The 25,232-nt window shown below is 63.5% G+C and carries 28 protein-coding genes; 10 read left to right on the top strand and 18 right to left on the bottom strand.

Translation table 11 applies throughout. From position 1 onward, the window contains the following. Positions 1-5: 5 nt before the first annotated feature. The 13 genes from DK842_RS07630 to DK842_RS07570 form a co-directional block, all read right to left on the bottom strand. On the bottom strand, positions 6-1,052 hold the full coding sequence (locus tag DK842_RS07630; RefSeq protein WP_232538630.1) for a phage baseplate assembly protein: 1,047 nt from the start codon (positions 1,050-1,052) through the stop codon (positions 6-8). Further along, positions 1,036-2,340 carry a DNA circularization protein gene (locus tag DK842_RS07625; protein ID WP_114060916.1) on the bottom strand — a complete coding sequence of 435 codons (1,305 nt, stop codon included), beginning with the start codon at positions 2,338-2,340 and terminating at the stop codon, positions 1,036-1,038. The genes DK842_RS07630 and DK842_RS07625 overlap by 17 nt, the downstream gene beginning before the upstream one ends. Next, entirely contained in the window at positions 2,340-4,352 is a 2,013-nt protein-coding gene (locus DK842_RS22920) for a hypothetical protein (protein ID WP_145963990.1), read from the bottom strand. The genes DK842_RS07625 and DK842_RS22920 overlap by 1 nt, the downstream gene beginning before the upstream one ends. Before the next feature lie 185 nt (positions 4,353-4,537). Beyond that, positions 4,538-4,912 carry a phage tail protein gene (locus DK842_RS07615; RefSeq protein ID WP_114060914.1) on the bottom strand — a complete coding sequence of 125 codons (375 nt, stop codon included), beginning with the start codon at positions 4,910-4,912 and terminating at the stop codon, positions 4,538-4,540. Positions 4,913-5,037: 125 nt separating this feature from the next. Next, positions 5,038-6,462, bottom strand: a complete 1,425-nt coding sequence (locus DK842_RS07610; RefSeq protein ID WP_114060913.1) for a phage tail sheath subtilisin-like domain-containing protein — start codon at positions 6,460-6,462, stop codon at positions 5,038-5,040. Positions 6,463-6,530: 68 nt separating this feature from the next. Continuing rightward, positions 6,531-7,223 carry a DUF1834 family protein gene (locus DK842_RS07605; protein WP_114060912.1) on the bottom strand — a complete coding sequence of 231 codons (693 nt, stop codon included), beginning with the start codon at positions 7,221-7,223 and terminating at the stop codon, positions 6,531-6,533. Positions 7,224-7,308: 85 nt separating this feature from the next. Continuing rightward, complete coding sequence (locus tag DK842_RS07600) at positions 7,309-7,971, bottom strand: phage tail protein (protein WP_114060911.1); 663 nt, start codon at positions 7,969-7,971, stop codon at positions 7,309-7,311. 57 nt (positions 7,972-8,028) lie between these two features. After that, a complete protein-coding gene (locus tag DK842_RS07595) occupies positions 8,029-8,244 on the bottom strand; it encodes a hypothetical protein (RefSeq protein ID WP_114060910.1) in 216 nt (71 codons plus the stop codon). Between the two features lie 10 nt (positions 8,245-8,254). Further along, positions 8,255-8,452 carry a TraR/DksA family transcriptional regulator gene (locus tag DK842_RS07590; RefSeq protein ID WP_114060909.1) on the bottom strand — a complete coding sequence of 66 codons (198 nt, stop codon included), beginning with the start codon at positions 8,450-8,452 and terminating at the stop codon, positions 8,255-8,257. After that, positions 8,449-9,009 carry a hypothetical protein gene (locus tag DK842_RS07585; RefSeq protein WP_114060908.1) on the bottom strand — a complete coding sequence of 187 codons (561 nt, stop codon included), beginning with the start codon at positions 9,007-9,009 and terminating at the stop codon, positions 8,449-8,451. The genes DK842_RS07590 and DK842_RS07585 overlap by 4 nt, the downstream gene beginning before the upstream one ends. Beyond that, positions 9,006-9,227, bottom strand: coding sequence for a hypothetical protein (locus tag DK842_RS07580; protein WP_114060907.1), 222 nt, complete (start codon positions 9,225-9,227; stop codon positions 9,006-9,008). Before DK842_RS07580 ends, DK842_RS07585 begins: the two co-directional genes overlap by 4 nt. A 2-nt stretch (positions 9,228-9,229) precedes the next feature. Beyond that, positions 9,230-9,634 carry a M15 family metallopeptidase gene (locus DK842_RS07575; protein WP_114060906.1) on the bottom strand — a complete coding sequence of 135 codons (405 nt, stop codon included), beginning with the start codon at positions 9,632-9,634 and terminating at the stop codon, positions 9,230-9,232. 82 nt (positions 9,635-9,716) lie between these two features. Continuing rightward, positions 9,717-10,136 carry a Mor transcription activator family protein gene (locus tag DK842_RS07570; RefSeq protein WP_114060905.1) on the bottom strand — a complete coding sequence of 140 codons (420 nt, stop codon included), beginning with the start codon at positions 10,134-10,136 and terminating at the stop codon, positions 9,717-9,719. A gap of 333 nt (positions 10,137-10,469) precedes the next feature. On the opposite strand from DK842_RS07570, the gene DK842_RS07565 reads away from it, so the two are divergent. Further along, complete coding sequence (locus DK842_RS07565; RefSeq protein ID WP_168194838.1) at positions 10,470-11,222, top strand: S24 family peptidase; 753 nt, start codon at positions 10,470-10,472, stop codon at positions 11,220-11,222. 81 nt (positions 11,223-11,303) lie between these two features. Then, a complete protein-coding gene (gene gmhA / locus DK842_RS07560; RefSeq protein ID WP_114060903.1) occupies positions 11,304-11,888 on the top strand; it encodes a D-sedoheptulose 7-phosphate isomerase in 585 nt (194 codons plus the stop codon). 69 nt (positions 11,889-11,957) lie between these two features. On the opposite strand, the gene DK842_RS07555 is transcribed toward gmhA, so the two are convergent. Both DK842_RS07555 and DK842_RS07550 read right to left on the bottom strand, forming a co-directional pair. Continuing rightward, complete coding sequence (locus tag DK842_RS07555) at positions 11,958-12,896, bottom strand: alpha/beta hydrolase (RefSeq protein ID WP_114060902.1); 939 nt, start codon at positions 12,894-12,896, stop codon at positions 11,958-11,960. 88 nt (positions 12,897-12,984) lie between these two features. After that, positions 12,985-13,860: an HD domain-containing phosphohydrolase gene (locus DK842_RS07550; protein WP_114060901.1), complete on the bottom strand. Its 876-nt coding sequence runs from the start codon at positions 13,858-13,860 to the stop codon at positions 12,985-12,987. 299 nt (positions 13,861-14,159) lie between these two features. Here DK842_RS07550 and DK842_RS07545 point away from each other — a divergent pair, with 299 nt between their 5' ends. The 4 genes from DK842_RS07545 (at position 14,160) to DK842_RS07530 (ending at position 18,462) form a co-directional block, all read left to right on the top strand. After that, positions 14,160-15,503, top strand: coding sequence for an SGNH/GDSL hydrolase family protein (locus DK842_RS07545; RefSeq protein ID WP_232538629.1), 1,344 nt, complete (start codon positions 14,160-14,162; stop codon positions 15,501-15,503). Between the two features lie 110 nt (positions 15,504-15,613). Then, entirely contained in the window at positions 15,614-16,627 is a 1,014-nt protein-coding gene (locus DK842_RS07540) for a class I SAM-dependent rRNA methyltransferase (protein ID WP_114060900.1), read from the top strand. A gap of 230 nt (positions 16,628-16,857) precedes the next feature. Beyond that, positions 16,858-18,192: an SGNH/GDSL hydrolase family protein gene (locus DK842_RS07535; protein WP_232538628.1), complete on the top strand. Its 1,335-nt coding sequence runs from the start codon at positions 16,858-16,860 to the stop codon at positions 18,190-18,192. A 78-nt stretch (positions 18,193-18,270) separates the two neighbouring features. Then, positions 18,271-18,462 (top strand): Lar family restriction alleviation protein, encoded by a 192-nt coding sequence (locus DK842_RS07530; protein WP_114063665.1) that lies wholly within the window; start codon positions 18,271-18,273, stop codon positions 18,460-18,462. Between the two features lie 3 nt (positions 18,463-18,465). On the opposite strand, the gene DK842_RS07525 is transcribed toward DK842_RS07530, so the two are convergent. Then, positions 18,466-19,257, bottom strand: a complete 792-nt coding sequence (locus tag DK842_RS07525) for an inositol monophosphatase family protein (protein ID WP_114060899.1) — start codon at positions 19,255-19,257, stop codon at positions 18,466-18,468. 94 nt (positions 19,258-19,351) lie between these two features. Between DK842_RS07525 and DK842_RS07520 the strand changes: the two genes are divergently transcribed. Beyond that, positions 19,352-20,077: a 16S rRNA (uracil(1498)-N(3))-methyltransferase gene (locus DK842_RS07520; RefSeq protein WP_114060898.1), complete on the top strand. Its 726-nt coding sequence runs from the start codon at positions 19,352-19,354 to the stop codon at positions 20,075-20,077. Between the two features lie 143 nt (positions 20,078-20,220). On the opposite strand, the gene DK842_RS07515 is transcribed toward DK842_RS07520, so the two are convergent. Beyond that, positions 20,221-21,435: an HD-GYP domain-containing protein gene (locus tag DK842_RS07515; RefSeq protein WP_114060897.1), complete on the bottom strand. Its 1,215-nt coding sequence runs from the start codon at positions 21,433-21,435 to the stop codon at positions 20,221-20,223. A gap of 436 nt (positions 21,436-21,871) precedes the next feature. Here DK842_RS07515 and pyrB point away from each other — a divergent pair, with 436 nt between their 5' ends. From pyrB to DK842_RS07500, 3 genes are all read left to right on the top strand, one after another. Next, the gene (gene pyrB, locus DK842_RS07510; protein ID WP_114060896.1) at positions 21,872-22,792 is read left to right on the top strand and encodes an aspartate carbamoyltransferase; all 921 of its coding nucleotides are present in this window, start codon (positions 21,872-21,874) and stop codon (positions 22,790-22,792) included. A 19-nt stretch (positions 22,793-22,811) separates the two neighbouring features. Then, entirely contained in the window at positions 22,812-23,270 is a 459-nt protein-coding gene (pyrI, locus tag DK842_RS07505) for an aspartate carbamoyltransferase regulatory subunit (RefSeq protein ID WP_114060895.1), read from the top strand. Positions 23,271-23,430: 160 nt separating this feature from the next. Continuing rightward, entirely contained in the window at positions 23,431-24,735 is a 1,305-nt protein-coding gene (locus DK842_RS07500; RefSeq protein WP_168191843.1) for a chloride channel protein, read from the top strand. Here the strand turns inward: DK842_RS07500 and DK842_RS07495 are convergent. Further along, positions 24,695-25,219, bottom strand: a complete 525-nt coding sequence (locus DK842_RS07495) for a GNAT family N-acetyltransferase (RefSeq protein WP_114060893.1) — start codon at positions 25,217-25,219, stop codon at positions 24,695-24,697. The genes DK842_RS07500 and DK842_RS07495 overlap by 41 nt on opposite strands. Positions 25,220-25,232 lie beyond the last annotated feature (13 nt).

Here is a 25,232-nt window from a genome sequence, read left to right as displayed (position 1 = left end):
TCTCCTTATTGCTTGCCGGCGCGCATTACCGGAATCCAGCACTTGTCTTCCTTCAGCGTCAGCCGGGTGACGCTGCCCTGGCCGCGGCCGCCTTCGAAGGTGCGGGACATCAGGAAATAGGTGCCGTTGATGCCATGCGGCTCGCTTTCCACCTCGATGCGCTGGCCGGGCGTCCACAGCGTGCCCTGGCTGTCGCGGTGGCCGGCCACGGTGGCGGTCAGCGTGTAGCCGGCCAGGCGGGCGTCGGCCAGCATCTTGTCGGCGCGGGCGGCCAGCTCGGCCGGGCTGGCGGCATCCGGCTCCACCTGGATGCGCGGCTTGTGGTAGCAGACGCCGGAATCGAAGACGTGGTGTTGCATCGCGTGGCGGCCGGGCGTCAGCGACTGGCCGTGGCCCTGGCCCAATAGCGTCAGCTCGGAATAGCGCTGCGCGTGAGAGCGGGTTTCGGCCAGGCTCAGCACATTGTTGCCCTTGCCGTCGCGGCGCAGGATCAGCCGCGCGCTGGCCGGCCGGCTGTAGTCCGGGCCGCCCACCACCAGGGTGCCGTCCGGGTCGAACCAGGCGGTCAGGCCGTTGGCCTGGGCGGCGCGGGTGAGCACGTCCCAGGCGCTGTTGCCGGGATCGACATTGATCTTCTCGATCTGCCCCTTGGCCTTGGCGTCGACGCGGATGCTGGCGATGCCCAGCGGCTTCACCACGTTGTCCAGCACGTCCTGCAGCGTCATGCCCTTGCCGGTGAACAGCGGCGCGCTGCAGTCGAGCAGCATGCCGGCCAGGTCGCGGCCGGACAGCGCCAGCTGATGGCTGCCGGAGGCGACGCTGTGGTTGATGTCGTCGATGCGGCCCATCAGCACCGTTTCGCCGCCGACCAGCACCTTGACCATCGCGCCCGGTTCCACGTCGGGCGGGAAGACGCCGCCGGGCAGGCCCAGCGACACCAGCCAGGCGTCGGCGGCGACGACCAGGTCGGAGTCGACCGAGTAGTGGGTCCAGTCGCCGTGCTGGCGGCCGCCTATCTGCAGGCTGACGGTTTGCTTAGCGGGCGTAGCCATAGACCAGGGTCCCCGGAGTCAGATGGTTGGGTTGGGACAGCTGCGGATTCAGCCGCAGCAGCTCGGCGGCGCGCTCGCTGTCGCCATACCACAGGTGGGCCAGCTGGCGCAGATTGCAGGCGGATTCCACCTTGCGCTTCAGCAGCGGCGGCTTGGCGGCGATCAGCGCGGCGGCGCCTTGCTGCACCTGCAGGCCCAGCTCGCGCAGGCCATCCACCACCTTGTAGGCATCCTCGGCCGGCAGCGCGGCGCGCCACTGGTCGATGGTGGTTTGCAGCGAGGCGCGCACGTCGCCGGCGATCTGCTCCAACGCCGGCGGCGTCAGCGTCGGTTTCTGCGATTCGCTGGCGAAGATGCCGGCGGCGGCGGAGGCGAGCTTGGTGGACACGTTGAGCTGCAGCAGCGCGTCGATGCGTCGCTGGTCGTCGCTCCACACCGACAGCGAGGCGCTGGCGGATATCGGCGAGATGCCTTGGCGCACCGCGTCCGGCAGGCCTTCCAGGCGGCGGCGCAACGCCTTCCAGTCGGCCAGCGTGGCGGACGACATCTCGGCGGCGGTTTTCAGCGCCGGCAGCGGGCCGATCTCCGCTTTCAGATCGAAGCGCCAGTTGGCCGCCTCGTCCACCAGCTGTTTGGCCTGGGCGACGAAGGCCTGCGGATAGGCGAGCAGATCGGTTACCTGGGCCACCGCCTGGTTGGCCATCGCGGCCAATTGGCGGACGGTGGCGGTCAGTTGCTGGCGCAGCGCGGCGACGCGGGCCAGCGCGCCCTTGGCGGTGGCCACCAGGCCCTGGGCCTTGGCAAAGGCCTCGCCAGCCATCTGGCGCAGCTTGTCCACCTGCGACGAGATGGCATCCACCTGCGGCAGCGTCTTCTTGGCGGCGAAGAAGGGATTGCCCGGCGTGGCCTCTACCCAGTTGACCTCCACGGTGCAGGAGTCGGTGGCGTCGGCGTCGTGGCTGATCTGGTAATCCACCACCTGGGCTTGCGGCATGCTGCCGAACACCGGGTGGACCAGCTCGCCGGGGCCGGCGGCGTCCAGCGCGGCGACGAACTGGCGCAGCCGGCGCTGGTAGTCCTTGCCCCAGAACATCGCCGACAGCGACACCTTGCGCGCCTTGCGGCCCAGGTCCTCCACGTCGGCCCCGTCCTTGTACGGGTATTCGTGCATCGCCTGGTCGCGCTGCGCGCTGTCCACGCTTTTCAGGCAATCGAAGCGCACGCCGCGGAAGCTGGCGTCCACCAGGGGGCCGGCGGACAGGCCGGCGAACACATTGAGGCTGAACATCAGCTCCTCCTTTGTTGTTGGCTGTTGGCGGCGTTGACGGCGGCGACGATGTTGCCGTTTTGCACGTCGACGGTGATTTGGATGGGCTTGGCCAGCGGGGCCAGCGCAGTGTTCAACTGACCGATCAGGCTGGCAAGCTGGGCTAGCTGGGCATCCAGATTGCCGGGGCTGGCTGGTTGGGCGGGCTTGGCTTGAGCCGGCTGCTTTTGAGCCGGCTTCGCCGCGGCTGGTTGTTTGGGCTGAACGGGTTCTTTCTTTCCCGCAGCTTCGATCTTGGTCTGAGCTTGTTCAGCTTTTTTCTGCTTCACAGCTTCTACGTCGACGTGTTGCTTGGCTTTCGCCTGTTCGGCCGCTTTCTGTTTTCCAGCCTCGGCGTCGGCGCGCTGCTTGGCTTTTGTCTGTTCTGCCGCTTTCTGTTTCACAGCTTCGGCATCTGCGCGCTGCTTGGCTTTCGCTTGCTCCGCTGCTTTCTGTTTCACAGCTTCGGCGTCGGCGCGCTGCTGGGCTTTCGCCTGCTCTGCGGCTTTCTGCTTCGCAGCTTCGGCGTCGGCGCGCTGCTTGGCTTTCGCCTGCTCTGCGGCTTTCTGTTTCGCAGCTTCGGCATCGGCGCGCTGCTTGGCTTTCTCCTGCTCCGCTGCTTTCTTTTTCACAGCTTCTGTATCGGTGTGTTGTTTGGTTTTTTTCCCTTTATCCTCAGATGGAATGGGCTCTGCTTTATCCTGATGGTTATCGTTGCTATTTTTTTGGGGTTGGCCTATCAGACCTAGTCCATTTACTTTCTGCCAAGCTTGCTCTGGAGACATGCCATTTTTAATATTGGCGGCATATTCCTCTTTCATTTTGGCCAAAGCTTCTTTAGTACTGTTTGCAGAAATGGAAGCCTTGTTATGGCCTACTTTTCCATATCGACTGAGCCCAGTTTTAGGGTCTGCAACACTTGCCCATTCTGCTGCCAGCGCTGTCTGAGCTTTAGTTGGGGAGGTCTCTTTTCCGGTGATAAAATTTTTAACTTGAGGTCTTTTTTTTGCTATTAGGTATTCGGAGAATATTTTTTCCTGTAGCTCAGGCGTTAACTTTTCATTCCCTGTTAATTTCAATTTCTTAACAGCATCAGCCATTGTTGTTGGTATTATTTGATATTTTCCAATGGCAAATAATCTATTCTTGTCACCAACAGGTAGGCTTTGCCGTTTTTGTACTTCAGATACACTCATTGCTGAGAAATCTATAGTCTTGCCAAGAGAGTCGCCTGCCTTGCCGCGGTTATAAGATCCGTAATTTCCTTCTCCTTTTGCAATCAAATTACCTAATGAACCACCCATTTTATTAGTTGGTTGTGTATTAGGCGTAGGTGTAGGTGTAGGTGTAGGTGTAGGTGTAGGTGTAGGTGTAGGTGTAGGTGTAGGTGTAGGTGTAGGTGGTGTATTAGGATTTTCCTGTTTTTTAGCTTGATTTTCTTTTTTAGCAGGTTTCTTTTCTTGAGACGGGGCGCTTAAGTTTATTTTTCCAGATACAATATCGGAGATATATTTTTTGTATGTTTCCTCATCTGTTTCTACGTGAGAGTGGACATCATATTCTTTTTTTCCATTCTCCCCAGTCCCATATTGAACGCCTAACCCTTGCCCATATTCAACTTTGCTGCCATTTTTGAAAGTTGTAGTTCCTGGTTTGACGTGATGTAGCTTGGCAAGTAAGACTCTGTCTTTGCCCTTTTCTTTATCATATATCAAGATGGTCCCATAATTTTTCCCATATGTCGCATATCCAGATACAGGGGATGGAACGTAAACATTTCTACTGTTTTTTTCATCAGAAAGAATGAAATCTTTCTTGATATTTTTCCTGTTTGAGGAAATGGAAACTTCTTCGTCTTTGCCATGGATCTCTTCATAATGGCGGTTTTTTTCATGTCCAGAATCAGGATGGTGCTTGGCCATGTCTTCAAAGCGGGTTACTGGTGTATTGCCTTTTGACTTGCCAGCAAATTGCATGATTTTATATTTTGACATTTATTTTCCTAGCTAAGAGCTCACCCAGTAATATGGCAGCGCGTCCTGTTGTTATGGATATGAGTTATTTTTAATCGCTCAACTATCCAATAATTTAGAGGATGCAATGTTGAGGTAAGGAAGCCGAGCCATAAATGACTTGGCTTCCTTTTTTAATCTGGTTTTTCCTCCAGATAATTAGGGACTTATTCCACAATCTTCCGCAGCGACATCAGCTTGATATCGCGGCGGGCTTCGCTTTCCACGCCGTATTTCTCGCCGACTTCCAGCGTGAAGCAGTCCAGGTAGCTGGTGCGCTTGCCGCCCGGAGCCAGCGGGAATTCGGTCAGCTTGGCGCCTTCGATCGCTTCCCAGTCCAGATCGCCGGTCAGCGGGATGGAGACGGTGACCGCCAGGTCGTATTCGGAGATGCCGCGGGCGAAGCCCTTGGCGCGGCCGGTGGCGTTCATGGTCTTCACTACCTTGCGGCCGGTGCGGCTGCTGACGTTGAGGTCGATGACGTCGATTTCCTGTCCGTTCACTTCCAGGACGATGGAGCCTGCGTATTCTTTCAAAGCCATGAGACTTTCCTTTTCGATTCGGGATGTGCCGGCCGGGCGGCGGCCCGGCCGGCTGGGGGGGGTGAAGGAAGAGGGAGAGGCGGGGCGGCCGAGGGCTGCGGGATCAGCCGCCTCGCCGCGCGCGCTTACAGCAGCAGGTCGATGCGGCCGGCGAACACATGCAGGCCGTTGACCACGTCCACCGGGATCTTGGCGTCCAGGCGGTTGACGTCCTGCAGGTCGCGCTCGACGATCAGGCCGGCCTTGTTGGCTTCCACCTGTTCGATGATTTCCAGTTCTTCCAGCTTGTACAGCACGTCCAGCAGCTCGGAGCGGACCTTGGACGGCGTGCGGTCGGACAGCTTCTCGCGCGGGAAGCGCAGCGCGATGCGCTCGCGGCAAGCCTTGCGCACGTAATCCAGGGTGCGGATGGTGGTGATGTCCAGCAGCGACACGTCGTCCACGCCTTGCGCGTCCTTGGTGTAGGTGCTGATGGCGCGCACGATCTGCACACGGTCGCCGGCGGCCACTTCCAGCGGGGTCACGCCGTTGTACAGCGCGTTTTCCTGCTCGGTGCGGCTGGTGCGGGATGCCAGGTCCACCACGTCCAGGCCCTTCAGCTCCAGGGTGTTCAGCGGACGAGCCGGATCTTCCTCGCTGGCGATCACGGCGGCGTAGGCGGCGGCGATGTCGGCCGACAGCTTGGCCGAGCCGCGGTACCAGGCGGCGGTGATGCGGCCGCTGTCCAGCTTGGCGGACAAGGCGGAGGCGTCGGCCAGCGCGCCGGTGGTGGCGATCACGCCGATGGCGCCGCGTTGTTCCAGCGGGCCGGACACGAAGTCCAGGTGGTTGCGCAGCGCGGTCAGCGCGGCGTCGCCGGTGAACGGGCTGGCGATGATCTGGTGGCCGCCGCTCACCACAGCGGCCAGGGCCGGAGCGAGGTCCGGATCGCCGGCGCCGCCTTTCATCGGGACGATGCCGACGCCGAGGCCGGCGATCTGTTCCTGCGCCTTCAGCGCGATGCCGTTGCCGATGCTGCCCTTGTGGCGGGCGGCGAGGGTCAGCACTTCCTTGGCCGCGGACGCGGTCACCGGCAGGTCGCTCAGCTTGGCGATGGCGGCTTGCGCGTTGGCGGCGATCTTGCCGGCATCGTCGCCGGCGGCCACGGCCACGTCGACGCGGACGGCTCCGATGAACAGGCTCAGCACGCCGGCGGCGGCGGCCGGACCGCTGAAGGTGAAGGTGCCGGAAGCGGCGGCGCCGGCGGCGGCATCGTCGACGCCGATCACGGTCAACTGCAGATAGGGGTTGGCGTTGATGGCGGCGCGCGCCATCAGGTGGGCGTTGGAGCCGCGGCCGAAGGCCTGGGCGGCCTGCTCGTCGCTGAACACGTCCAGCGCGGCCAGCGCCGGCTGCGCGGCGGTGTCGGCCAGGCGTTGGCCGATCACCAGCACGCGCTGCGGATTGCCCGGCAGCGTGCGCACCGCCAGTTTGGTGTTGAACTCGAAATATTTGCCCGGCTTGCGAATGGAGGCCGGAATCTGGTCGAAGCTGATGTTGGCGCTAGCCATAAGGAAAGGCTCCTGGTGAGGCGGTTGGGGAGGTGCCGCGCCGGTTGGCGCGGCGAGGGGAAAGCGGTTTACTTCGGTTGCGGCGCGGGGGTGGCGACCACGTCCTGGGCCTTGATGCTGTCGGCCAGGCTGTAGTCCAGGCGGGTGCTCTGCCAGGATTTGGCCGGGTCCTCCAGCCTGCCGCCGAAGCGGGCGAACAACTGGTCGGCGTCGCCGTCTTTCTGCGGCGCAGGCCAGTGGCCGTTGTCCAGCGCTTCGTCCAGCCAATAGGTGCTGAAGTCGCAGGCGACCAGGCTCCACGGTTGGCTGTCGCGCTGGGCTTGGCCCAGCGGCCGCACTTTCTCTGGCAGCAGAGGGTTTATCGCCAGGCCGAAGTCCTGGGACGCCAGCAGGCGGCGCACTGCGTAGACCATCGGCCAGACGCCGGCGCCGGCGTAGTTGGCGTCAGCCTGCAGCCGGTCGCCGACGATGACGGTGAACAGCGCGTTGGCCTTGTAGCGCAGGCGTTGGCTGGTTTGGGGCTGGCTGGAGGTGACGCCGCCGGCGGCGGTCCACAGCGCCGGGAGCCTAGCCAGCGCCTGCGGGTTGATGGCCGGGCTGGACTGGCCGGGCGTGAGCCGGCTGGCGTAATCGCCGTGCGCCAGCTGCAGGCCGCAGAGGCCGGTTTCGTCTAGGTCGGCCGCCACTTCGCGCGCCATCCGGCCCATGCCCTGGCGCAGGCGGTCGGCGATGGCGGTTTGCACGGAAATCAGCATGGACATGGGCACTCCTTGGAACGATGGTGAGGATGGGAGGATTGTGACGCCGGGCGGCGCGGAGGCTTAGCTGAGGGGTGTCAGTGCGGGGTCAGATCTTGATGCAGGCGAGTAGGGCGATATTGCGGGGACGAACCGCGATGAAGTCGTAACAGGCGGGGTTTTCCACCATTTTGCCGCGGGCGATCAAGCCATTGTCTTTGTGGACGTCGCCGAAGCCGCCGCCATTGGGGTGCACTGCGCCTGCGGGGCGTTTGTCCAATGCGTCGGCATTGGCGTAGGCTGTCCCTACGGTCCAATCTGAATCGGAGTCGGCGCCGCGAGTATCGGATGCGGCTGTTCGGATGTAAGTCGCCGCTTGTTTATCGCCGAATTTCCGCTTTGGTTCTTTTTGTTCAGCGTCGTCCCAGCTGCGGACAAATTCATTACGCAAATCGGGCACATTGAACATGGCGTCATCGGTGTTCTTCGCGTCGCGGAACACGTCGCCGATCGCGCTGAACAAGGCGCTGTAATCCTTCTTGGCATAGGCCTTGCCATCCGCCTTCAGCCAGCCTTCTGGCGCTTTTTCCATGGCGAAGTGCATGATGGCGCCGCTAGGCACGCTTTGCGCGGCGGCGCCTCCCGCCTGGCCGCAACAGCCGGAGCTCATTTGAAACTGCGCGCCTTTGCCGTCAGCGGCGAGCGCGGCGTCATCATGGCCGACTAAGTTGAATTGCAATTGCGGTTTGATGCAGATGGTGGTCTGGGACATGGGAGGCTCCTTGGTTTAGGTGTCGGGGACAGTAGGGGAATGCGGAGGGAGGATGGGTTAATGCACCAGTCGCTTGAGCAGTTCGCCGGCCAGGGTGACCAGCAGGGCGGACAGCGCGCCGGACAGCGCGCCGCTCTTGGCGGCCTGGACTTCGACGTCGCGCAGGCGGCCGTCGAGTTCTTCCAGCTTCTTGTCCTGTTTGGCGAGGTGGGCGACGATCATGTCAAGCTTGCCTTCTATGCGGCCCAGGGCCAGCAGGTTGTCGTGTTCCACGTGAAACCCCTCATTTCTCGGCCAGTTGCTGGCATAGCACGCAGCGGGTGCTATTGGGCATCACCGCGCGGCGGGCGTCCGGAATGGGGTCGCCGCAGTCCTCGCAATGGCTGTAGCCGCTTTGCCGCCATTGCTCGAAGTGGCGGGCGAGCGCCTGCTCGCGGAATTCGGTTTCCAGTTCGCTGGCCCGGTCGAAGAAATCGGTCATGGTGTGGTTTCCTGTGAATAAAGTTGTTTCAGGGCGACAAGCCGTTGCTCCAGTTGTTGGCACCAGTCGCCGTAGTCGGCGGCGTGGGCGAGGAGGTCGGATGCCGGTAGCCCGGCATCGGGGCCGGCGGTTTGGGCGGCAGCGCCAGCAGGTAGGGACTGGGCGCCGGGCAGCGGGTCGGAATACCCGAGGAGCTGGCGGTAGAGGCGCAGGCTGTCAGGGCCAAGGCCAGTAAAGCGGGAACCATCGTTGCGGGTGACATCGTCTATCCTTTGCGCGTGGCGTCGCTGCTGCGCTTGCAGCGCCTGCTGTTGCCGCAGCAATCGGCTTTCCAGTTGATCGGTGCGTTGCCGCCACTGACGCTGCTGTTCCAGCGCGGCGGCCTGGCGTTGTTGTTGCGCGCGGCTGTCGGCCGCCTGCATTTCGGCGACGGCGGCTTGCAGCTTGGTTTGCCAGTAGTGGCGGCTTTGGCCGCAACCCAGCGCGTAGCCGCCGGCCGCGGCGAGCAGCGGCAGCAGCAGGCCGGAGCCCAGCCGCAGCATGGACGCGGGGATCACGGCCGGCTCCGGTCGCGGTAGGCGGCGATCAGCCGCAGCGTGGCGGAGTAGCCGCCCACCACGCCCAGATAGATCAGCCAGATTTCGGCGTTCAGCGCGCCGCGCCAGCCATTGACCAGGAACATGATGGTGGCCGCGGCGCAGGCGATGTTGGCCCATAGCCGGCTGTGGCTGAGGCGGCGGCTGCGCGGATGGCGGAACAGGTCGGCTAGGCGCATGCTCATTTCTCCAGTGACAGTTGGAAGTGGGGGATCTCGTGCTGCGGCGCTTCCAGCGTGCCGTGCCAGTACAGGCCCAGCGACTGGGCTATCCTCCCCATCACCTGCCAGTGGGGGTGGTCGGTGTCGCAGATGGGCTTGCCGGCGTTTAGCGGCACCACGTCGAAGGCGCGGGACGCCGGATTGCCGTGCAGCATGGCGTTATGGGCCGATTCGCCGGGCCGCGCGTAGGTGACGATGGCGCCGGGAAGCTCGCGGCCGCGGCGGTAGAGTTGCGCCTGCTCGTCGGCGGAGCGCCAGGTGCAGATCAGCAGCGGGTCCACGCCTTGGTCGCGGCAGAGCCGCAGGAAAGTCTCCGCCAGCGGTTGCAGCTGGGGGTGCAGATCGGAAATGGCTCGGCTGGCCATGGGAATCTCCTATGCCTGATGGGCTGCGTTGCGCGGATTGGGAGGGCGAGTCGAGGTCCCACGGCTGGGCGGGAGGATGGGATTAGTGCACTTCCTGATCGGACGGCGGGGTTTTCAGCACGCGCCAGACCATGCGGTCGCTGAGGCGATAGCGCATCGCCAGCACGCCGACGGCTTCGTTGGCGCCCAAGCCTTCCACCAGCATCGCGTCGAAGTCGCGGATCATTTGCTGATTGCGCGCCTGGCGCAGCGCGGTGCTGCAGCGCGGGATATAAAGGATGTCCCCGCCGAAATGGTGGGTCAGTTGCTCCGCCGCCTCATGCCCGATCACATCCGCCAAGGCCGCGAAGCGCAACTGTCCGGCGCGGCTTTGATTCTTGGAGAACGGCAGGGTGGTGCCGCCCAGCGCCTGCACCAACTGCAAGGTTCGCGGCATGCCAATCAGCTGAGCGACCAGTTGCATGGTGGAGGGCAGAGCGGGATATTGCGCAGCGGTAGTCATCACGTAAGCTCCTGAGTCTCGGAAAGGCCTTGGCAGACAATTAGTTCTAAATGGGTTATAGTTTGATTAAGAACAAGCAATAATCTGCGGTTCTTTTTTGTGCAATAATTTAGAACTAATTAAGCGATAGCCAGCCTGTATTTTATCACTTTTCTAAGTATTCTTGCTAATTAGTAGAACTACTTATGATGCATGATTGCTATTGTAGTTTCATTTTTTGAACCAAACAAGCGATGGGATGTCACTACCCATGTCAGTCGAATTGGAATAAATGACAGGGGGGTGGTACTCTGAGGCTGCCTCAGCGGTACTGGATTACCGATGGAGTTCCAAATGGAAGACGTGCAACAGCAATCCGATTTCCGGCAGCGCCTCGAGCGACTGATAGGCAGCGAGAAGCCCTATGCCTGGGCGGCGCGCAATGGTCTCAACAAGGGATCATTCACCAACATGTGGTACAAGGGAGGCGTGCCGCGGCTAGGCACCGCGCAGAAGATCGCGGCCAACAGCGGTTGTCGCGTGGAGTGGCTGCTTTACGGCGAAGGGCCTATGCAGGACCTGGATGGCGCGGCCCGCGAAGCCGCCGTGCCGGGGCCAAGGACCGCCATGTCTTCCGGGCGGGGGGACGCGGAAGAAGAACATGAAGTGCCGGACAGCGTGCATGAGGAGTTCTGTTTTATCCCGCGTTATAACCTGAGAGCGTCAGCGGGTTTTGGAACCGATGCGGCAGGAGAGGCGCCAATGTTCTATATGGCGTTCCGACGCTACTGGGTGAAGAACTACTTGAACGCCTCGCCGCGCGACTTGGTGGTGATCAGCGTTAAGGGCGACAGCATGAGCGGGGTGCTGGAGGACAGGGATACCATTCTGGTGCATACCGCGGAGCGGAATCCTGGTGAAGGCCTGTTCGTGATCCGCATCGGCGACGACATTTTCGTGAAGCAATTGCAGCGGTTGCCAGGCGGCGCGGTCCAAGTGCGAAGCGCCAATCCCTTGTATGAGACTTTCACCGTGGATCTGTCCCGTTCCGCCGGCGAGTTTGAAGTCATCGGCCGGGTAGTGTGGTTTGGACGCCAGATCGCCTGAGGCAGCGCTTCGAGAGGGACGCTGCCTGATTGTTTGGGCAAGGGTGTACACTAGAGTCTGAATCAAGCAACGGAATTCATCATGCAAGACCATATTCGCGCCAGCTTGGGCGAAGCCAAGACCGCGCTGGACAATCTGTTGGCCAATCCGCAGGCGCTGGCGTCCATCCAGGACGCGGCGCAGGCGATCATCGGCGCTTTGTCGTCCGGCGGCCGGGTGTTTTCCTGCGGCAACGGCGGATCGATGTGCGACGCGATGCATTTCGCGGAGGAGCTGACGGGCCGCTACCGCGACAACCGTCGCGGCATGGCGGCGATCGCGATCAGCGATCCCAGCCACATCAGCTGCGTCGGCAACGATTACGGCTACGACGAGATTTTCGCGCGTTATCTGGAAAGCCATGCCCGCGCCGGCGACGTGCTGATCGGCCTGAGCACCAGCGGCAACAGCCGCAACGTGATCCGGGCTGCCGAAGCGGCGCGCGAACTGGGCGTCAAGGTGGTGATCCTGACCGGCCGCGCCGGCACCAAACTGGAGCCGCTGGCGGATGTGTACGTCAACACCCCGGGCGGCAGCTACGCCGACCGCGTGCAGGAACTGCATATCAAAGTGCTGCATATCCTGATCGAGCTGACCGAGCGGCACTTCTTCCCGGAAAACTACTGACGGCAAGCCCAGCATGCGCCTGGGCTGCCCGCGCCGGAAGCTGACAAGCGTCACGGCGCGGCCCGGGCGTCAGTCCGCGTTGAGGAAGTCGCCGATGCGGCGGTAGGCCAGCGCGCAGACTTCCGGCACCAGCGCCTCCATATTGAGGAAGGCGTGCATCTGGTCCTCCAGGTGCAGTTGCTCGGTCGGGACGCCAGCATCCAGCAGCCGGCGCGCGTATTGCCGCCCCTCGTCGCGCAGGATGTCGCAGCCGGCCGTGACGACCAGCGTCGCGGGCAGCCGGGCGTTGACGTCCCAGTACAGCGGCGAAGCCTGGCGTCGATCTTCTCCATGCTGGAAGTAATTGTCGAAATACCATTCGGTGCGGGCCCGTGTCAGGAAGAGGCCTTCGCCGTTTTCCGCCACCGAGGGCTGGGTCAGCGTGTAATCTACGCAAGGGTAAATCAGCGCCTGGCGGGCGATGGCCAGGCTGGCGTCGCGCTGCGCGACGCCGCATACGCTGGCGCTCAGCGCGCCGCCGGCGGAATCGCCGGCCAGCGACAGCCGGCGGCGGTAGTTCAGCCGCCTCCCGTCCAGCGTGCGCCACACGTTTCTGGCCACGCTGATCGCGTCGTCCAGTCCCGCGGGGTAGGGATTGTCGGGCGACAGCCGGTACTCGACCGCCACCACGATGTGGCGGCTGGCCGCGGCGAGGCGGCGGTTGATGCCGTCGTAGACGCTGACGCCGCCGGCCATGTGGCCGCCGCCATGCAGGAACACCAACACCGGCAAGGACTGCTCGGGGGCCGGATGGTAAATGCGCACCGGCACCGGATAATCGCCCCCATGCACCAGGTCGTCGTTGACCCAGGCGATGTCCGGCCCTGGGGCCACCATCTGCGCGGTCAGCTGGGCGAGCGCTTCGCGCGCGCCGATCGCGGTGGCCTTGTAGCCTCCCGCCAGCTTGTCGGCCGCCTGGCGGTTGAGCTCGGCCAGCCAGGGCTGCAGATTGGGATGAAGTCTGTGCATGGATTCGTCCTGTCGGTGGCATGTTGTTGTTTTGCAAGACTATACCATCGGCATTTTAGTGGCAATCCTTATGACCAGAGGCTGAGGTTTAGCCAAACAGCAGTTCCAACAGGCCTGGCTTGCCGCGGGCGCGCAGCCTGCCGCTGTCGGCCAGCAGCCGGTCTATCAGTTCGTTGTCGGCTCTAGGGCGCCGAGCGCGCACCGGATCATTGCCGCCAGTCGGGCTCAGCGCCAGCGCGTTGTCGCGGCGGCTGATCCGGTAGCCTCCGGCGCAGTGGGGACAGAATATCTCTTCGCCATCCGGCGTATGTGACGGCACCGCGATGATGGGGCCGCAGCCAGGGCAGCGCTGCATCGGCACGCCCGGCTCGCTGTGGCCGAGCACGTGGTCCAGCTGGCCCGCCTCGCCCAGTTGGATGAAACGCTCGCCCAGCTCGGCATCGAACTGGCGGCCCAGATTGTCGCGCAGGATGGCCAGCGCCCGTTCCGTCGGCATGCCCTCGCGATAAGGCCGGGTGCTGGTCATCGCGTCGAAGGCGTCGGTGATGCCGACGATGCGCGCCACCAGCGGGATGGCCTTGCCGGCCAGGCGGTTGGGATAGCCTTTGCCGTCGGGCGTTTCATGGTGGCAAAGCACCGCGTCCAGCACCAGTTCCGCCAGCGGATGGTCTTTCAGCAAGTCCGCGCCCACTTGCGGATGGGTCTTGATCACCTCGTATTCCTCGTCGCTGAGCTTGCCGGGCTTGTTCAGCACCGCGTCCGGCACGCCCACTTTGCCCAGATCGTGCAGGAATCCTCCCAACGCGATCTTTTCCACCTCGTCCTGCGGCAGTTGCAGGTCGGCGGCCAACAGATGGCTGTAGCGCGACACGCGCCATAGATGGCCGCCGGTATAGGCGTCGCGGGCCTCCACCAGCATGGCCATCGTGTAAAGGGTTTTCAGCAGCTCGCGGCTGGCTTGCATGGCGTCCTCCGGGCGTGAGTGGCGACATTTCACTATGGCATATCGGCAGGGCTGGCAGCGGATGACGCGATGGACATGCTGCGCTGGCGATACCGCGACAGCAAATAGAGCTTTTCATCCAATTTTCAAAATAACTTCACGATTCTCGATATACAAAAATCATTTTTTCTAATTAATGTTGCCTTGTCCGTCATGCTCATGGCGCGACTCGTCTCATATTGAACTGTCCCCATGCCGGGCTGCCCGGCAAACGGCGTCGGGCGCTGGCCCGGCGTTGAAAAATACAAGGAGGAGTGCGAATGAAGTCGTGGTTGCTGCTGGGATTGACCCTTTCCTCGCTGGCCTGGGCCGGCAATGACAATGGCGCGCCGGATCCGCGCTACGCCCACATCCTGTCGCCGTCGGGCCCGCTGAGCCGCGCCGAGCTGCTCAAGCGCGGCCTGCCCAAGCAGACGGCCTCCGGCATTTCCGCCCGATCGATTCCCGGTTCCGCCACCTACACTTATGTGCGCTGCTTCTACCGCGCCAGCGCCGCCAATACCCAGCCGGGAACCGACTACGAATGGGCGCTGGATCCGTCCAGCGGCGACTACTACCGGCTGAACGGCTACTGGTGGTCCAGCAGCATTTTCGACTGGAAGAACATGTTCTACAGCGACGTCAGCCAGGACACGCTGCGCTCGGTGTGCCAGAGCACGCTGGCCAAAAAAGGCAAGCCGTCGCAGCCGGCCATGGTGTTCGCCGCCGACAACGCGATGTCGTTCAACTACACGGTGTGGACCAACGACCAGGCCGGGCAGGGCAGCCGCATCAACAAGATCGTCGCCTTCGGCGACAGCCTGTCCGACAACCAGAACGTCTACAACGCCTCGCAGTGGACGCTGCCCAACCGCAACAGCTGGTATATCGGCCACTTCAGCAACGGCCCGGTGTGGGTGGAGTACCTGGCCGACCGGCTGAAGCTGCCGCTGTACAACTGGGCGATAGGCGGCGCCGGCGTTTCCACTGAAAAGCTGGTGATTCCGGGCGTGGTGCAGCAGGTGCAGTCCTGGCAGGAGTACATGAAGCAGGCGCGCAACTACAACCCGTCCACCACGCTGTTCACCATGTGGATAGGCGGCAACGACCTGGTCAACTACGGCAGCACGCCGGACAAGGTGATCGACGGGCAGAAGCAGGCGCTGGTCAATCTGATCAATTCGGGAGCCCGCAACATCCTGGTGCTGAAGCTGCCTGACGTGTCGCGCGCGCCGGTGTACCAACTGAAGGGCGGCGCGGCCACGGTCGCGGCGCAGGTGAAGGATCTGAACCAGAAGCTGGACGCGCTGGCCGTTTCGTTGCGCGACCAGTACGGCAGCAGCCTCAACCTGCGCGTGTTCGACAGCTACGCGATGTTCAATGACGTGTTGACCAATCCGGGCAAGTATCAGGTGGTCAATACAACCCAGTCCTGCCTGAACATCAACAGCGATTCGGCGTTGAACTACATGCAGAGCCAGTCGCCGCGCGCCAACTGCGGCAACGCGGACAGCTTCGTGTTCTGGGACACTCTGCATCCGACCACCCACACCCACCTGGTGCTGGGCAACGCGGTGGCCGACTATCTCGGCGCCGGCGGCGCCCTTCCCAACCTCAAGCGCTGATGCGCGGCCTGGGGCGGCGTTTGGCGCGCCGCCCGCCAGGGCTTACAATTCGGTTTTGCTCCGGCCGCAGGCATGCCTGCGGCCCGGCCGAACCGTAATCGAAAGCCCCCATGTCCACCCTGACCGAACTCCTTCGCCGCGCCGATGCGGCGCGCGCCGAGCTGACCGAGCGCCTGGCCGCCGAAGACACCAACTGTTACCGCCTGTTCCACGGCAGCGTGGAGGGCGCGCCCGGCCTGACCATAGACCGCTACGGCGAGCAAATCCTGGCGCAGAGCTTCCATCAGTCGCTATCCGACGCCGAACTGGAGGAAATCCGCGCCCATTACCGCGAGACGCTGCCGGAGCTGGCGCTGGTGTACAACGACCGCAGCGAGGCCAACTCCCGCGTGCGCAACGCGCTGCCGCTGGCCGAGCAGGCGGTGGCCGAGCAGGACGTGGCCATCCGCGAAAACGGCGTCGCCTTCCATTACCAGGCGCGCCACAAGGGACAGGATCCCTGGCTGTTCCTGGACCTGCGCGCCGCGCGCCGCCGCGTGATGCAGCTGGCCGAGGGCAAGAGCGTGCTCAATCTGTTCTCCTACACCTGCGGCGTGGGCGTGGCGGCGGCCAAGGCCGGCGCCAATTTCGTGCTGAACGTGGATTTCTCCGAATCCAGCCTCAGCGTCGGCCGCGCCAACGCCAAGCTGAACCTGCTGGCCACCCGTCCGCGCTGCCTGCACAGCGACGTGTTCGCGGCAGTGCGCCAGCTTTCCGGCATCGGCCAGCCGGACCGCGTGCGCGGCAAACGCATGCCTCCCTTCCCCAAGCTGGAGGCGCGCCAGTTCGATCTGGTGTTCCTGGACCCGCCGCGATACTCCAAGAGCCCCTTCGGCGTGGTGGATTTGGTCAACGACTATCAGGCGCTGTTCAAGCCGGCGCTGCTGGCCACCGCGCCGGGCGGCATGCTGGTTTGTTGCAATAATGTTGCAGAAGTGGACGGCGACGCCTGGCTGGAGTCGCTGAAGCGCAGCGCGGCCAAAGCCGGCCGCGAAGTGCGGGAGGCGGAGTGGATCGCGCCGGACGAGGACTTCCCTAGTCAGGATGGCAAACACCCGCTGAAGGTTGTGCTGCTTAGTGTTTGAGAGTCATTCTCAAAGAAATGGGCCGCGCGATGGCGCGGCTTTTTTCATGTTTGAGCCAGGACAACTGACGATTAAATCAGTTTAATTGTTTAAAATTAACACTTTATTTTAAATGTAAACGACTGATATCCTGCTTGCCAGGAAGCCCCGACCGGCGCGAACGCCTTAATCGCGACTGGATGGCAGCGACGGGCATTCCATTGAAAACAAACAAGGTATCGGGTGAATACATGAAAAAAACCATCGTTCTGTCACTGCTGGCAGGCGCGCTGGCCTGCGGCCACGCGCAAGCCCAGTCCGAACAGCCGCCCAGCGAAGAGCTGGACGGCGTGATTTCCGCCGGCAAGCCCTTGTCCGGCAGCGAGGCGCGCGCCGCCTCCAGCCAGGCCAAACCGCAACCGGGCAGCGCCACCTACACGTATCTGCGCTGCTATTACCGCAAGAGTCCGGCGGCCAACCAGCCGCAAACCGACTACGTGTGGGCTACGGATCCGTCCAGCGGCGATTACTACCGCGTCAATGGCTACTGGTGGTCGGGCAGCTTCGTCGCGCTGAAGAACATGTTCTACAGCGACGTCAGCCAGGACGCGCTGCGCGCGGCGTGCCAGCAGACGCTGGCGAAGCAGGGCATCAACCGTCCGCTGGCGCTGTTCGCCGCCGCCAACAACGCGATGTCGTACAACCACACCATCTGGACGCTGGACAGCGCCAACCAGGGCAATGCGATCAACCGCATGGTAGTGTTCGGCGACAGCCTGTCCGACACCCAGAACATGTACGGCGCCTCGCAATGGCGGCTGCCGGTGGCCAGCAGCTGGTATATCGGCCGCTTCAGCAACGGCCGCGTCTGGGTCGAACATCTGGCCGATCAGTTGAAGCTGCCGTTCTACAACTGGGCGATTGGCGGCTCCGCCGCCGACAGCCACCTGGTGGTGCCGGGCCTGCTGCAGCAAGTGGACTCCTGGACCCAGTACATGCAGAAGGCGCCGAACTACCGCGCGGAAAACACGTTGTTCACCATGCTGATCGGCGGCAACGACCTGCTCAACTACGGCCGCGCCGTGGATCAGGTGATCGCCGACCAGGGCAAGGCTTTGGACAAGATCGTCGCCGCCGGCGGCCGCAACATCGTGGTGCTGAGCCTGCCCGATTTGTCGCGCACGCCGTCCGGCTCGGCTAGCGGCAAGGCGCCGCAGCTGGCGCAGCAAGTGAAGGACTACAACGCCAAGCTGGCGACGCTGGTGGCCAATCTGCAGCAGAAGCACGGCGCGGCGCTCAAGCTCAAGCTGTTCGACGCTTACGGCATGTTCAACGATCTGCTGGCCAATCCGGCCAAGTACCAGGTGACCAACACCACGCAGCCCTGCCTGAACGTGGCGGCCAATGCCAGCTTGCCGTACATCTTGCCGCAGACGCCGCGCGCGGAGTGCGCCAACGCCGACGCCTACGTGTTCTGGGACAATCTGCACCCGACCACCCACACCCACGTGCTGCTGGGCCAGATGGTGGCCGACTTCCTGCGCAAGCAGAACTTGAACTTGTCGGCCCAGGCGCGCAGACGCTAAGCTTCGCTCAGGCTGAATGACGAAACCGACGGGGCCCGCTGGGCCCCGTTTTTTGCTTGAGAACGAAAGAGAATGGCGATGACGGAAACCGCACCCCTGACCCCGCAACCCTGTCCCAAGTGCGGCGCGCGCGCCGAACTGGTGAAGGCGGGCTCCCGCCGCATCTGGGTGCAGTGCAGCCGCTACCCGGACAAAGGCAACTGCCCGGCGATCGGCGCCCAGGCCGACAACAAGAAGGAGGCGATTCTCAACTGGAACCGTTTGAAATAGCGCTTACTGGTTGGCCCGCACCCAGCGGTGCCACTGCGCGAACAGCTCGGGGGTGATGGCGCCTATCACCGAGCGCTTCCAGATCACGTCGTCCCAGTAATCGTCGGTGTTGAGGCTGGCGAGACGCGCGCCGGCTTCCTCGGCGATGACGGCGCCGGCGGCGTAATCCCACAGCCGCTGGCCGCCGTGCAGGTAGAGGTCGTAACGGCCTGCGGCGAGGAAGCACCAGTCCAGCGTGCTGGAGCCCATGTTGCGCTGGCTGCCGCAAGGGGCCACGCTGCCGATGCGGGCGGCCAGCTTGCCGGAGCGCAGGTATTTGACCTCGACGCTGGCGATGGCGTCGCCCATGCAGTTGTTGATGGTCTTCAACGGCAGCCGGTGGCCGTTGAGCCAGGCGCCCTGGCCGCGGCGGGCGTAGAACATCTCGTCCGATACCGGGTTGTAGATCACGCCCAACTCGCTTTTGCCGGCCACCATCAGGCCCACCGAGATGGCGAAATAGGGCAGGCCGTTGACGAAGTTGGTGGTGCCGTCTATCGGGTCCACCACCCACAGGCCATCCTGGTTGGCGGCCCACAGCGCATCCTGCTCCTCGCGCTCCATCTCCTCGCCCAGCACCGGGTGCGGCAGGATGGCGGGCAGGCGGCGCTGCAGCTCGCCCTGGCAGGCGAGATCGGCCTCGGTGAACAGGGTGCCGTCGTCCTTGCGGCTCTTGCCGACGCGCAAAAAGCGCGGCATCACCTCGCGGGCGGCCACGTCGCGCACCAGTTGCATCACCTGTTCCAGCACTTGCATCCTGTTCTCCCTGCGTCGTTTCGGCGCGAAAGCGGTTTGCCGAATGGGGCAAACCTAGCAAAATACCGGTATCAACAGCGACTTTCAATATCCCATGCCCAGGTTTTATCTAGACGCCGAGCTCGCGGCCGGCCAGCAACTCTCCCTGCCCGATGCTGTGGTGCGTCATATCCAAGTATTGCGGCTGAACGCCGGCGACGCCATTACTCTGTTCAACGGCCGCGGCGGCGAATACCACGCCGCGCTTACCTCGGTGCTGAAGCGCGACGCGCAGTGCGTGATCGAGCGTTTCGACGAGGTTTCACGTGAAACGCCGCTCTGGCTGGGTTTGGCGCAGGGCATTTCCAGCGGCGACAAGATGGAGTTCACGTTGCAAAAAGGCGTGGAAATGGGGGTGGCGGTGTTCCAGCCCATCGCCGCCGGCCGCTCGGTGGTCAAGCTCAGCGGCGAGCGCGCCGACAAGCGTGTGGCGCGCTGGCAGGAAATCGTGATCTCGGCCTGCGAGCAAAGCGGCCGCAACACGGTGCCGCAGGTGCTGCCCATCCTGACGCTGAGCGAATGGCTGGCGCAGCGGCAGCAGGCCGATGTCCGGCTGGTGTTGTCGCCGCGCGGCGATCGAAGCCTGGCCGAGCTGGCCGAGCGCCCGGCGCGCAGCTGGTTGATGGTGGGGCCGGAAGGCGGCTTTTCCGGGCCGGAAGAGGATGCGGCGCTGGCCGCCGGCTGGACGCCGCTGAAGCTGGGCCCGCGCATCCTGCGCACCGAAACCGCGGCGCTGGCCGCCGTAGGCGCGATGCAGGCGGTATGGGGGGATTACCAGTAGGGCGGAAGCCCGCCGGCGGGCGTTCCGCCATAGCCTGCCGATGAGGTTTGGCGGATCGTACCGTCCGCAGAGGTTGGCGCTAGGGATTGAGCGCGATGGATTGCGGGTGATGGCGGAACGCCCGGCGCGGCCGGGCTGCCGCCCTACAGGAAGCGCAGCGGGTCCATCTTCCATTTTTCCGGCGACTCGTGCTTGACGATCCTGTCGCCGCCGCCGAAACCCATCTTGCGCGACAGGTCGACGACTTCCGGCGCAATGTGGGCGTTGCTCTTGATGCTGAAAAACACCTTCACCTTGGGCGAAACCAGGTTGTTCTCGTTCTGTTCCACCACCACGCCCAGCCGGCCGCTTTCCAGCCGCACCAGCGTGCCCACCGGGTAGATGCCGATGGTGCGCATGAAGGCCTGCACCAGTTCCGGGTTGAAGTGGAATTTCGACCACTCGTAAATCTTGCGCAGCGCGTCGGTGGGCGCCATGCCCTTGTGATAGCAGCGGTCCGAGGTGAGCGCGTCGTAGACGTCGACGATGGCGGCCATCTGGCCCAGTTGCGAAATCTCGTCGCCCTTGAGTCCGGCCGGATAGCCGCTGCCGTCGTGGCGCTCATGGTGCTGGCCGGCCACCAGCACCGCGGTTTCCGAAATGCCGCGGGTGTCGTGCAGGATTTTCTGGCTTTCCACCACGTGGCACTTCATCACCTGGAATTCCTGCTCGGTCAGCTTGCCCGGCTTGTTGAGGATGGTGTCCGGCACCTTCATCTTGCCGATATCGTGCAGCATGCCGCCGATGCCGGCATGGTGTATCACCTCCTTGCCCATGCCCAGAGCGTTGCAGAAGCTGACCATCAGCGCGCCGACGCTGACCGAATGCTGAAAGGTGTAGTTGTCCTTGTCCTTGATTCGACACAGCGACAGCAGCGCGCCGTTGTTGCGCAGGATGGATTCGGTCAGCTTTTCCACCTGCGGCTCCACCTGTTCCAGCTCCACCTGCTTGCCCAGCCGCACGTCGTGCAGGATGCCGCGCACGATCAGGTTCGCCTCGCTGTGGACCATCTGGGCGCGGCCGAACTCCTCGGCCGCCTCCACTTTGCGCGGCACGGCGCTGTGGCGGCTGGCGATCTCGATCAGTTCGCTCTGCAACTGCTTGCGCACCTCGCCCGCGCTGGGGGCGGATGGCAGGTCCAGGCCTTTGCGGGTGTCGATGTACACTTCGTGGATGCCGGCGTCGACGATCTTCTGAATCTCGTTTTCGTTGGAGACTTTGAAGCGGTTGACCAAGAAGGGATGGGACATCCAGTCGCAGTTGAGATCGTGGATGTACATGCCGACCTTCAGATCATTGACGTCGATGCACTTGATCATGGCGCGTGGCGGCTCGCTGCCGCGGAGTGAAATTCAGCGAATCATTATGTTTGACCGCCCCAACTGTCAACTCGATACATTTTGACGGACACGGCGGCATATTTCAGCATCAGCGCTGGCGCCGGGTTTTGCAAGGCGGGGCGGGGGGGCGGCGGCTTTTGATCCCGCGCAGCCGGCGACGGTTTTCGCCGTGGTTTCGGCCGCGGGGTCTTGCCGTTACACGGGATATTGCGATATATTCCCGCAATTTTGTTCGGAACGGATGTAATGAGACAGGCAGCACGGCAGCGAAAAGGCTTCAGCGACACCCAGGCGGGTGGCGCGGCGGCGTTGCTGCGCGGCGCAGCTGTTCCCGACATTCCCGTATTCCCAAAAAAAAGCCCCTGAGACAGGGGCTTTTTTTTCGCCCGCAACCGCCAGACACGAGGAAAGCGACATGGCCAATCCACTGTACCGCAAGCACATCATCTCCATACCCGACTTCAGCCGCGAGGAACTGGAACTGGTGGTGGACACCGCCGCTCGCCTCAAGCAGAGCCCGCGCGGCGATCTGCTGAAGGACAAGCTGGTGGCCAGCTGCTTCTTCGAGCCGTCCACCCGCACCCGCCTGTCGTTCGAGACCGCGGTGCAACGCCTGGGCGGCAACATCATCGGCTTCGCCGATGGCGGCAACACCAGCGCCAAGAAGGGCGAGACGCTGGCCGACTCGATCAAGATCATCGGCTCCTACACCGACGCCGTGGTGATGCGCCATCCCAAGGAAGGCGCGGCTCGGCTGGCCAGCGAGTTTTCCGCGGTGCCGGTGATCAACGGCGGCGACGGCTCCAACCAGCACCCGACCCAGACCCTGCTTGACCTGTTCTCCATCCGCGAGACCCAAGGCCGGCTGGACGGCCTGACCGTCGCCTTTGCCGGCGACCTGAAATACGGCCGCACCGTGCACTCCTTGGCGCAGGCGCTGTCGCTGTTCGGCGCGCGTTTTTACTTCGTGTCGCCGGAAGTGCTGGCGATGCCGGACTACATCTGCGAGGAGCTGGACGAGAAGGGCATCCCGTACACGGTGGCGGAAAGCCTGGAGGACGTGATCCCCGAGGTGGACGTGCTGTACATGACCCGCGTGCAGCGCGAGCGTTTCGACGAGGCCGAGTTCAAGAAGATACAGGGCCAGTACGCGCTGCGCGCCGAGATGTTGAAGAACGCCCGTCCCGGCATGAAGGTGCTGCACCCGCTGCCGCGGGTGGACGAGATCGCGGTGGACGTCGACGCCACGCCGCACGCCTACTACTTCGAGCAGGCGAAGAACGGCGTCTACGCGCGCCAGGCGCTGCTGTCGCTGGTGTTGAACGAGACCGTGTAATCAGGAAAGGACAAAGATCATGCAATACACCCGCACCGTAGAAGCGCTGAAGCAAGGCACCGTGATCGATCACATCCCGGCCGGCGAAGGCGTCAAAATCCTGCGCCTGTTCAAGCTGACCGAAACCGGCGAGCGAGTGACCGTCGGCCTCAACCTGGTCAGCCGCCACATGGGCAGCAAGGATCTGATCAAGGTGGAGAACATCGCGCTGACCGAGGAACAGGCCAATGAGCTGGCGCTGTTCGCGCCGAAAGCGACAGTCAACGTCATTGAAAACTTCGAAGTGGTCAAAAAGCACAAATTGACCCTGCCTGACGCTGTGGAGGGCATATTCTCCTGCCCCAATTCCAATTGCATTTCGCATAATGAGCCAGTGACCAGCGTCTTCTACGTGAAAACGCTGGCGCATGACACAAAAATGAAGTGCAAGTATTGCGAAAAGGTGTTCAGTAGAGATATTGTTGCAGAGGTGCGCTAAGTCGTACAAAGGGTGGAAATAGAGAAATATCAAGAAAACACTGCATTCGACAGTGGTTGTGAAAAATAGTGAGAGCGCCGCAGATGATCTGCGGCGCTTTTCATTTATTGCGACGCGCGGCGCGCGAATGCGGCCGCGCCCCGGTGGAAGCGATGAAGACATGAGGCCGTGGCGGCGTTTCCCTCTACTTGCCCTGGACTTTCCGCTGGCGGCGGCCTGCGGCGCGCTGGGCGCTTTGCTGGTGCTGGGCTTCCAGCTTGCATTGCATGCGATTGAACGCGGGCTGGGCGGCCATGGCGGCGGCCTGGTGGAGGTGGCGAGCCGGCTGCCGCCCTGGCAGCGCGCGCTGGCGCCGATCGTGGGCGGGCTATTGGCGGGGCTGGTGCTGGAGCAGGGCCGCCACCTGCTGCGCGGCGCGGCCGAAGGCGACTACCTGGAAGCGGTGCGCGTCGGCGATGGCAGGCTCAGCCTGCGCCGCACCTTGGTCAACAGCCTGTCCTCGCTGTGCACGGTGGCCAGCGGGGGCTCCATCGGCCGCGAAGGCGCGATGGTGGCCTTGTCGGCGCAAGGCGGTTCGCTGCTGGCCCGCTGCTTGCCGATGGCGCTGCCGCGGCGCCGGCTGCTGGTGGCCTGCGGCATCGCCGCAGGCTGGGCCGCGGCCTATCATGCGCCGCTGGCGGCGGTGGCTTTCGTCTGCGAGGTGGTGTGGCGGCGGCTGGACTGGCGCGCGCTGCCGGCCTTGCTGCTGGCGGCGTTGACCGCCAGCCTCACCGTCGACCGGCTGTTCGGCCTCGACCCTCTTTACCAGACCGCGCCGTTGGCGGCGCCCAGCCATCTGGCGCTGGCCGGCTATTGCCTGCTGGCGCTGCTGCTGGGCGCCGCCTCGCCCTTGTTCATGGCGGCGATGGAGCTGGGCCGGCACGCGCTGGGCCGGCTGCCCTGGCGTTTGCCGTTGCGGATGGCGCTGGGTGGGGCGGTGGTGGGCGGTCTGGCCTGGTTCTGGCCGCAGATGTGGGGCAATGGCTACAGCACGGTGTCGTGGCTGCTGGTCAGCGCGCCGGCTTGGCAGCTGGTGTTGACGCTGTTGTTGTGCAAGCTGGCGGCCACCGCCGCCACCAGCGGATCGGGGGCGGTGGGCGGCATCTTCACGCCGATGCTGTTCGCCGGCGCGGCCGGTGGGGCGCTGGCCGGGCAATTGCTGAACCTGGCGCTGCCGGGTTGGCTGCCGGCGGGCGGCGCGCCGCTGGTGGGGATGGCGGCCTTCCTGGCGGCCACCGCGCGGGCGCCGGCGCTGGCGGTGTTGATGCTGATGGAGCTGAGCGGCGCCTACTCGATGCTGCTGCCGGTGGCGTTGGCCGCCTGGCTGGCGGCCCGGATCAGCCGCCGGTTGGGCGGCCGCTTTCTGTATCAGGACGAGGCCGCGCTCAAGCGTCCGGGGCCGGGCCGCTGCTGGTTTCGTCGATGAAGCGCTGCAGGTAGACCAGGTCCAGCCAGCGGCCGAACTTGAATCCCACCTGCGGCAGGCGGCCTACCTGGACGAAGCCCAGCTTCTCGTGAAAGCGGATGGAGCCTTCGTTGTCGGCATCCACCGCGCCCAGCATGGTGTGCTTGCCCAGCGCCTGGGCGCGCGGGAACAGCGCCTGCACCAAGGCGGTGCCTATGCCCTTGCCGCGGGCGTCGGCGGTGAGGTGCACGCTGTGCTCCACGGTGAAGCGGTAGCCGGGGCGGGTGCGGAAATCGCCGAAGCTGGAAAAGCCCAGCGCGCGGCCGTCGTCATCTTCGGCCAGCAGCACCGGATAGCCGGCGGCGGTGCGATCCTGGAACCACACCGCGAATTCGCCCGGGGTCAGCGGGTCGTCGTTGTAGACGGCGGTGGTGGTGGCGATCACTTCGTTGTAGATGTCGAGTATCGCGGCCAGGTCTTCCAGATTGGCTTCACGAATCTGCATGTTCTGTCCTTGC

The sequence above is a fragment of the Chromobacterium phragmitis genome (genome assembly GCF_003325475.1).
Taxonomy (GTDB): domain Bacteria; phylum Pseudomonadota; class Gammaproteobacteria; order Burkholderiales; family Chromobacteriaceae; genus Chromobacterium; species Chromobacterium phragmitis.
Note: the sequence above shows the minus strand (reverse complement) of the source record. Positions and strands in the feature narration are given on the sequence as shown.

What these genes read in the sequence shown, in the direction of transcription:
- DK842_RS07575 (WP_114060906.1), bottom strand. Translation starts at nt 9,634, where the DNA reads ATGGCCAGCCGAGCCATTTCCGATCTGCACCCCCAGCTGCAACCGCTG.
- pyrI (WP_114060895.1), top strand. Translation starts at nt 22,812, where the DNA reads ATGCAATACACCCGCACCGTAGAAGCGCTGAAGCAAGGCACCGTGATC.
- DK842_RS07495 (WP_114060893.1), bottom strand. Translation starts at nt 25,219, where the DNA reads ATGCAGATTCGTGAAGCCAATCTGGAAGACCTGGCCGCGATACTCGAC.
- DK842_RS07625 (WP_114060916.1), bottom strand. Translation starts at nt 2,340, where the DNA reads ATGTTCAGCCTCAATGTGTTCGCCGGCCTGTCCGCCGGCCCCCTGGTG.
- DK842_RS07630 (WP_232538630.1), bottom strand. Translation starts at nt 1,052, where the DNA reads ATGGCTACGCCCGCTAAGCAAACCGTCAGCCTGCAGATAGGCGGCCGC.
- DK842_RS07520 (WP_114060898.1), top strand. Translation starts at nt 19,352, where the DNA reads ATGCCCAGGTTTTATCTAGACGCCGAGCTCGCGGCCGGCCAGCAACTC.
- DK842_RS07525 (WP_114060899.1), bottom strand. Translation starts at nt 19,257, where the DNA reads ATGCAAGTGCTGGAACAGGTGATGCAACTGGTGCGCGACGTGGCCGCC.
- pyrB (WP_114060896.1), top strand. Translation starts at nt 21,872, where the DNA reads ATGGCCAATCCACTGTACCGCAAGCACATCATCTCCATACCCGACTTC.
- DK842_RS07605 (WP_114060912.1), bottom strand. Translation starts at nt 7,223, where the DNA reads ATGTCCATGCTGATTTCCGTGCAAACCGCCATCGCCGACCGCCTGCGC.
- DK842_RS07580 (WP_114060907.1), bottom strand. Translation starts at nt 9,227, where the DNA reads ATGCGCCTAGCCGACCTGTTCCGCCATCCGCGCAGCCGCCGCCTCAGC.
- DK842_RS07550 (WP_114060901.1), bottom strand. Translation starts at nt 13,860, where the DNA reads ATGCAAGCCAGCCGCGAGCTGCTGAAAACCCTTTACACGATGGCCATG.
- DK842_RS07545 (WP_232538629.1), top strand. Translation starts at nt 14,160, where the DNA reads ATGAAGTCGTGGTTGCTGCTGGGATTGACCCTTTCCTCGCTGGCCTGG.
- DK842_RS07515 (WP_114060897.1), bottom strand. Translation starts at nt 21,435, where the DNA reads ATGATCAAGTGCATCGACGTCAATGATCTGAAGGTCGGCATGTACATC.
- DK842_RS07590 (WP_114060909.1), bottom strand. Translation starts at nt 8,452, where the DNA reads ATGACCGATTTCTTCGACCGGGCCAGCGAACTGGAAACCGAATTCCGC.
- DK842_RS07565 (WP_168194838.1), top strand. Translation starts at nt 10,470, where the DNA reads ATGGAAGACGTGCAACAGCAATCCGATTTCCGGCAGCGCCTCGAGCGA.
- DK842_RS07530 (WP_114063665.1), top strand. Translation starts at nt 18,271, where the DNA reads ATGACGGAAACCGCACCCCTGACCCCGCAACCCTGTCCCAAGTGCGGC.
- DK842_RS07540 (WP_114060900.1), top strand. Translation starts at nt 15,614, where the DNA reads ATGTCCACCCTGACCGAACTCCTTCGCCGCGCCGATGCGGCGCGCGCC.
- DK842_RS07500 (WP_168191843.1), top strand. Translation starts at nt 23,431, where the DNA reads ATGAGGCCGTGGCGGCGTTTCCCTCTACTTGCCCTGGACTTTCCGCTG.
- gmhA (WP_114060903.1), top strand. Translation starts at nt 11,304, where the DNA reads ATGCAAGACCATATTCGCGCCAGCTTGGGCGAAGCCAAGACCGCGCTG.
- DK842_RS07570 (WP_114060905.1), bottom strand. Translation starts at nt 10,136, where the DNA reads ATGACTACCGCTGCGCAATATCCCGCTCTGCCCTCCACCATGCAACTG.
- DK842_RS07610 (WP_114060913.1), bottom strand. Translation starts at nt 6,462, where the DNA reads ATGGCTAGCGCCAACATCAGCTTCGACCAGATTCCGGCCTCCATTCGC.
- DK842_RS22920 (WP_145963990.1), bottom strand. Translation starts at nt 4,352, where the DNA reads ATGTCAAAATATAAAATCATGCAATTTGCTGGCAAGTCAAAAGGCAAT.
- DK842_RS07600 (WP_114060911.1), bottom strand. Translation starts at nt 7,971, where the DNA reads ATGTCCCAGACCACCATCTGCATCAAACCGCAATTGCAATTCAACTTA.
- DK842_RS07615 (WP_114060914.1), bottom strand. Translation starts at nt 4,912, where the DNA reads ATGGCTTTGAAAGAATACGCAGGCTCCATCGTCCTGGAAGTGAACGGA.
- DK842_RS07535 (WP_232538628.1), top strand. Translation starts at nt 16,858, where the DNA reads ATGAAAAAAACCATCGTTCTGTCACTGCTGGCAGGCGCGCTGGCCTGC.
- DK842_RS07555 (WP_114060902.1), bottom strand. Translation starts at nt 12,896, where the DNA reads ATGCACAGACTTCATCCCAATCTGCAGCCCTGGCTGGCCGAGCTCAAC.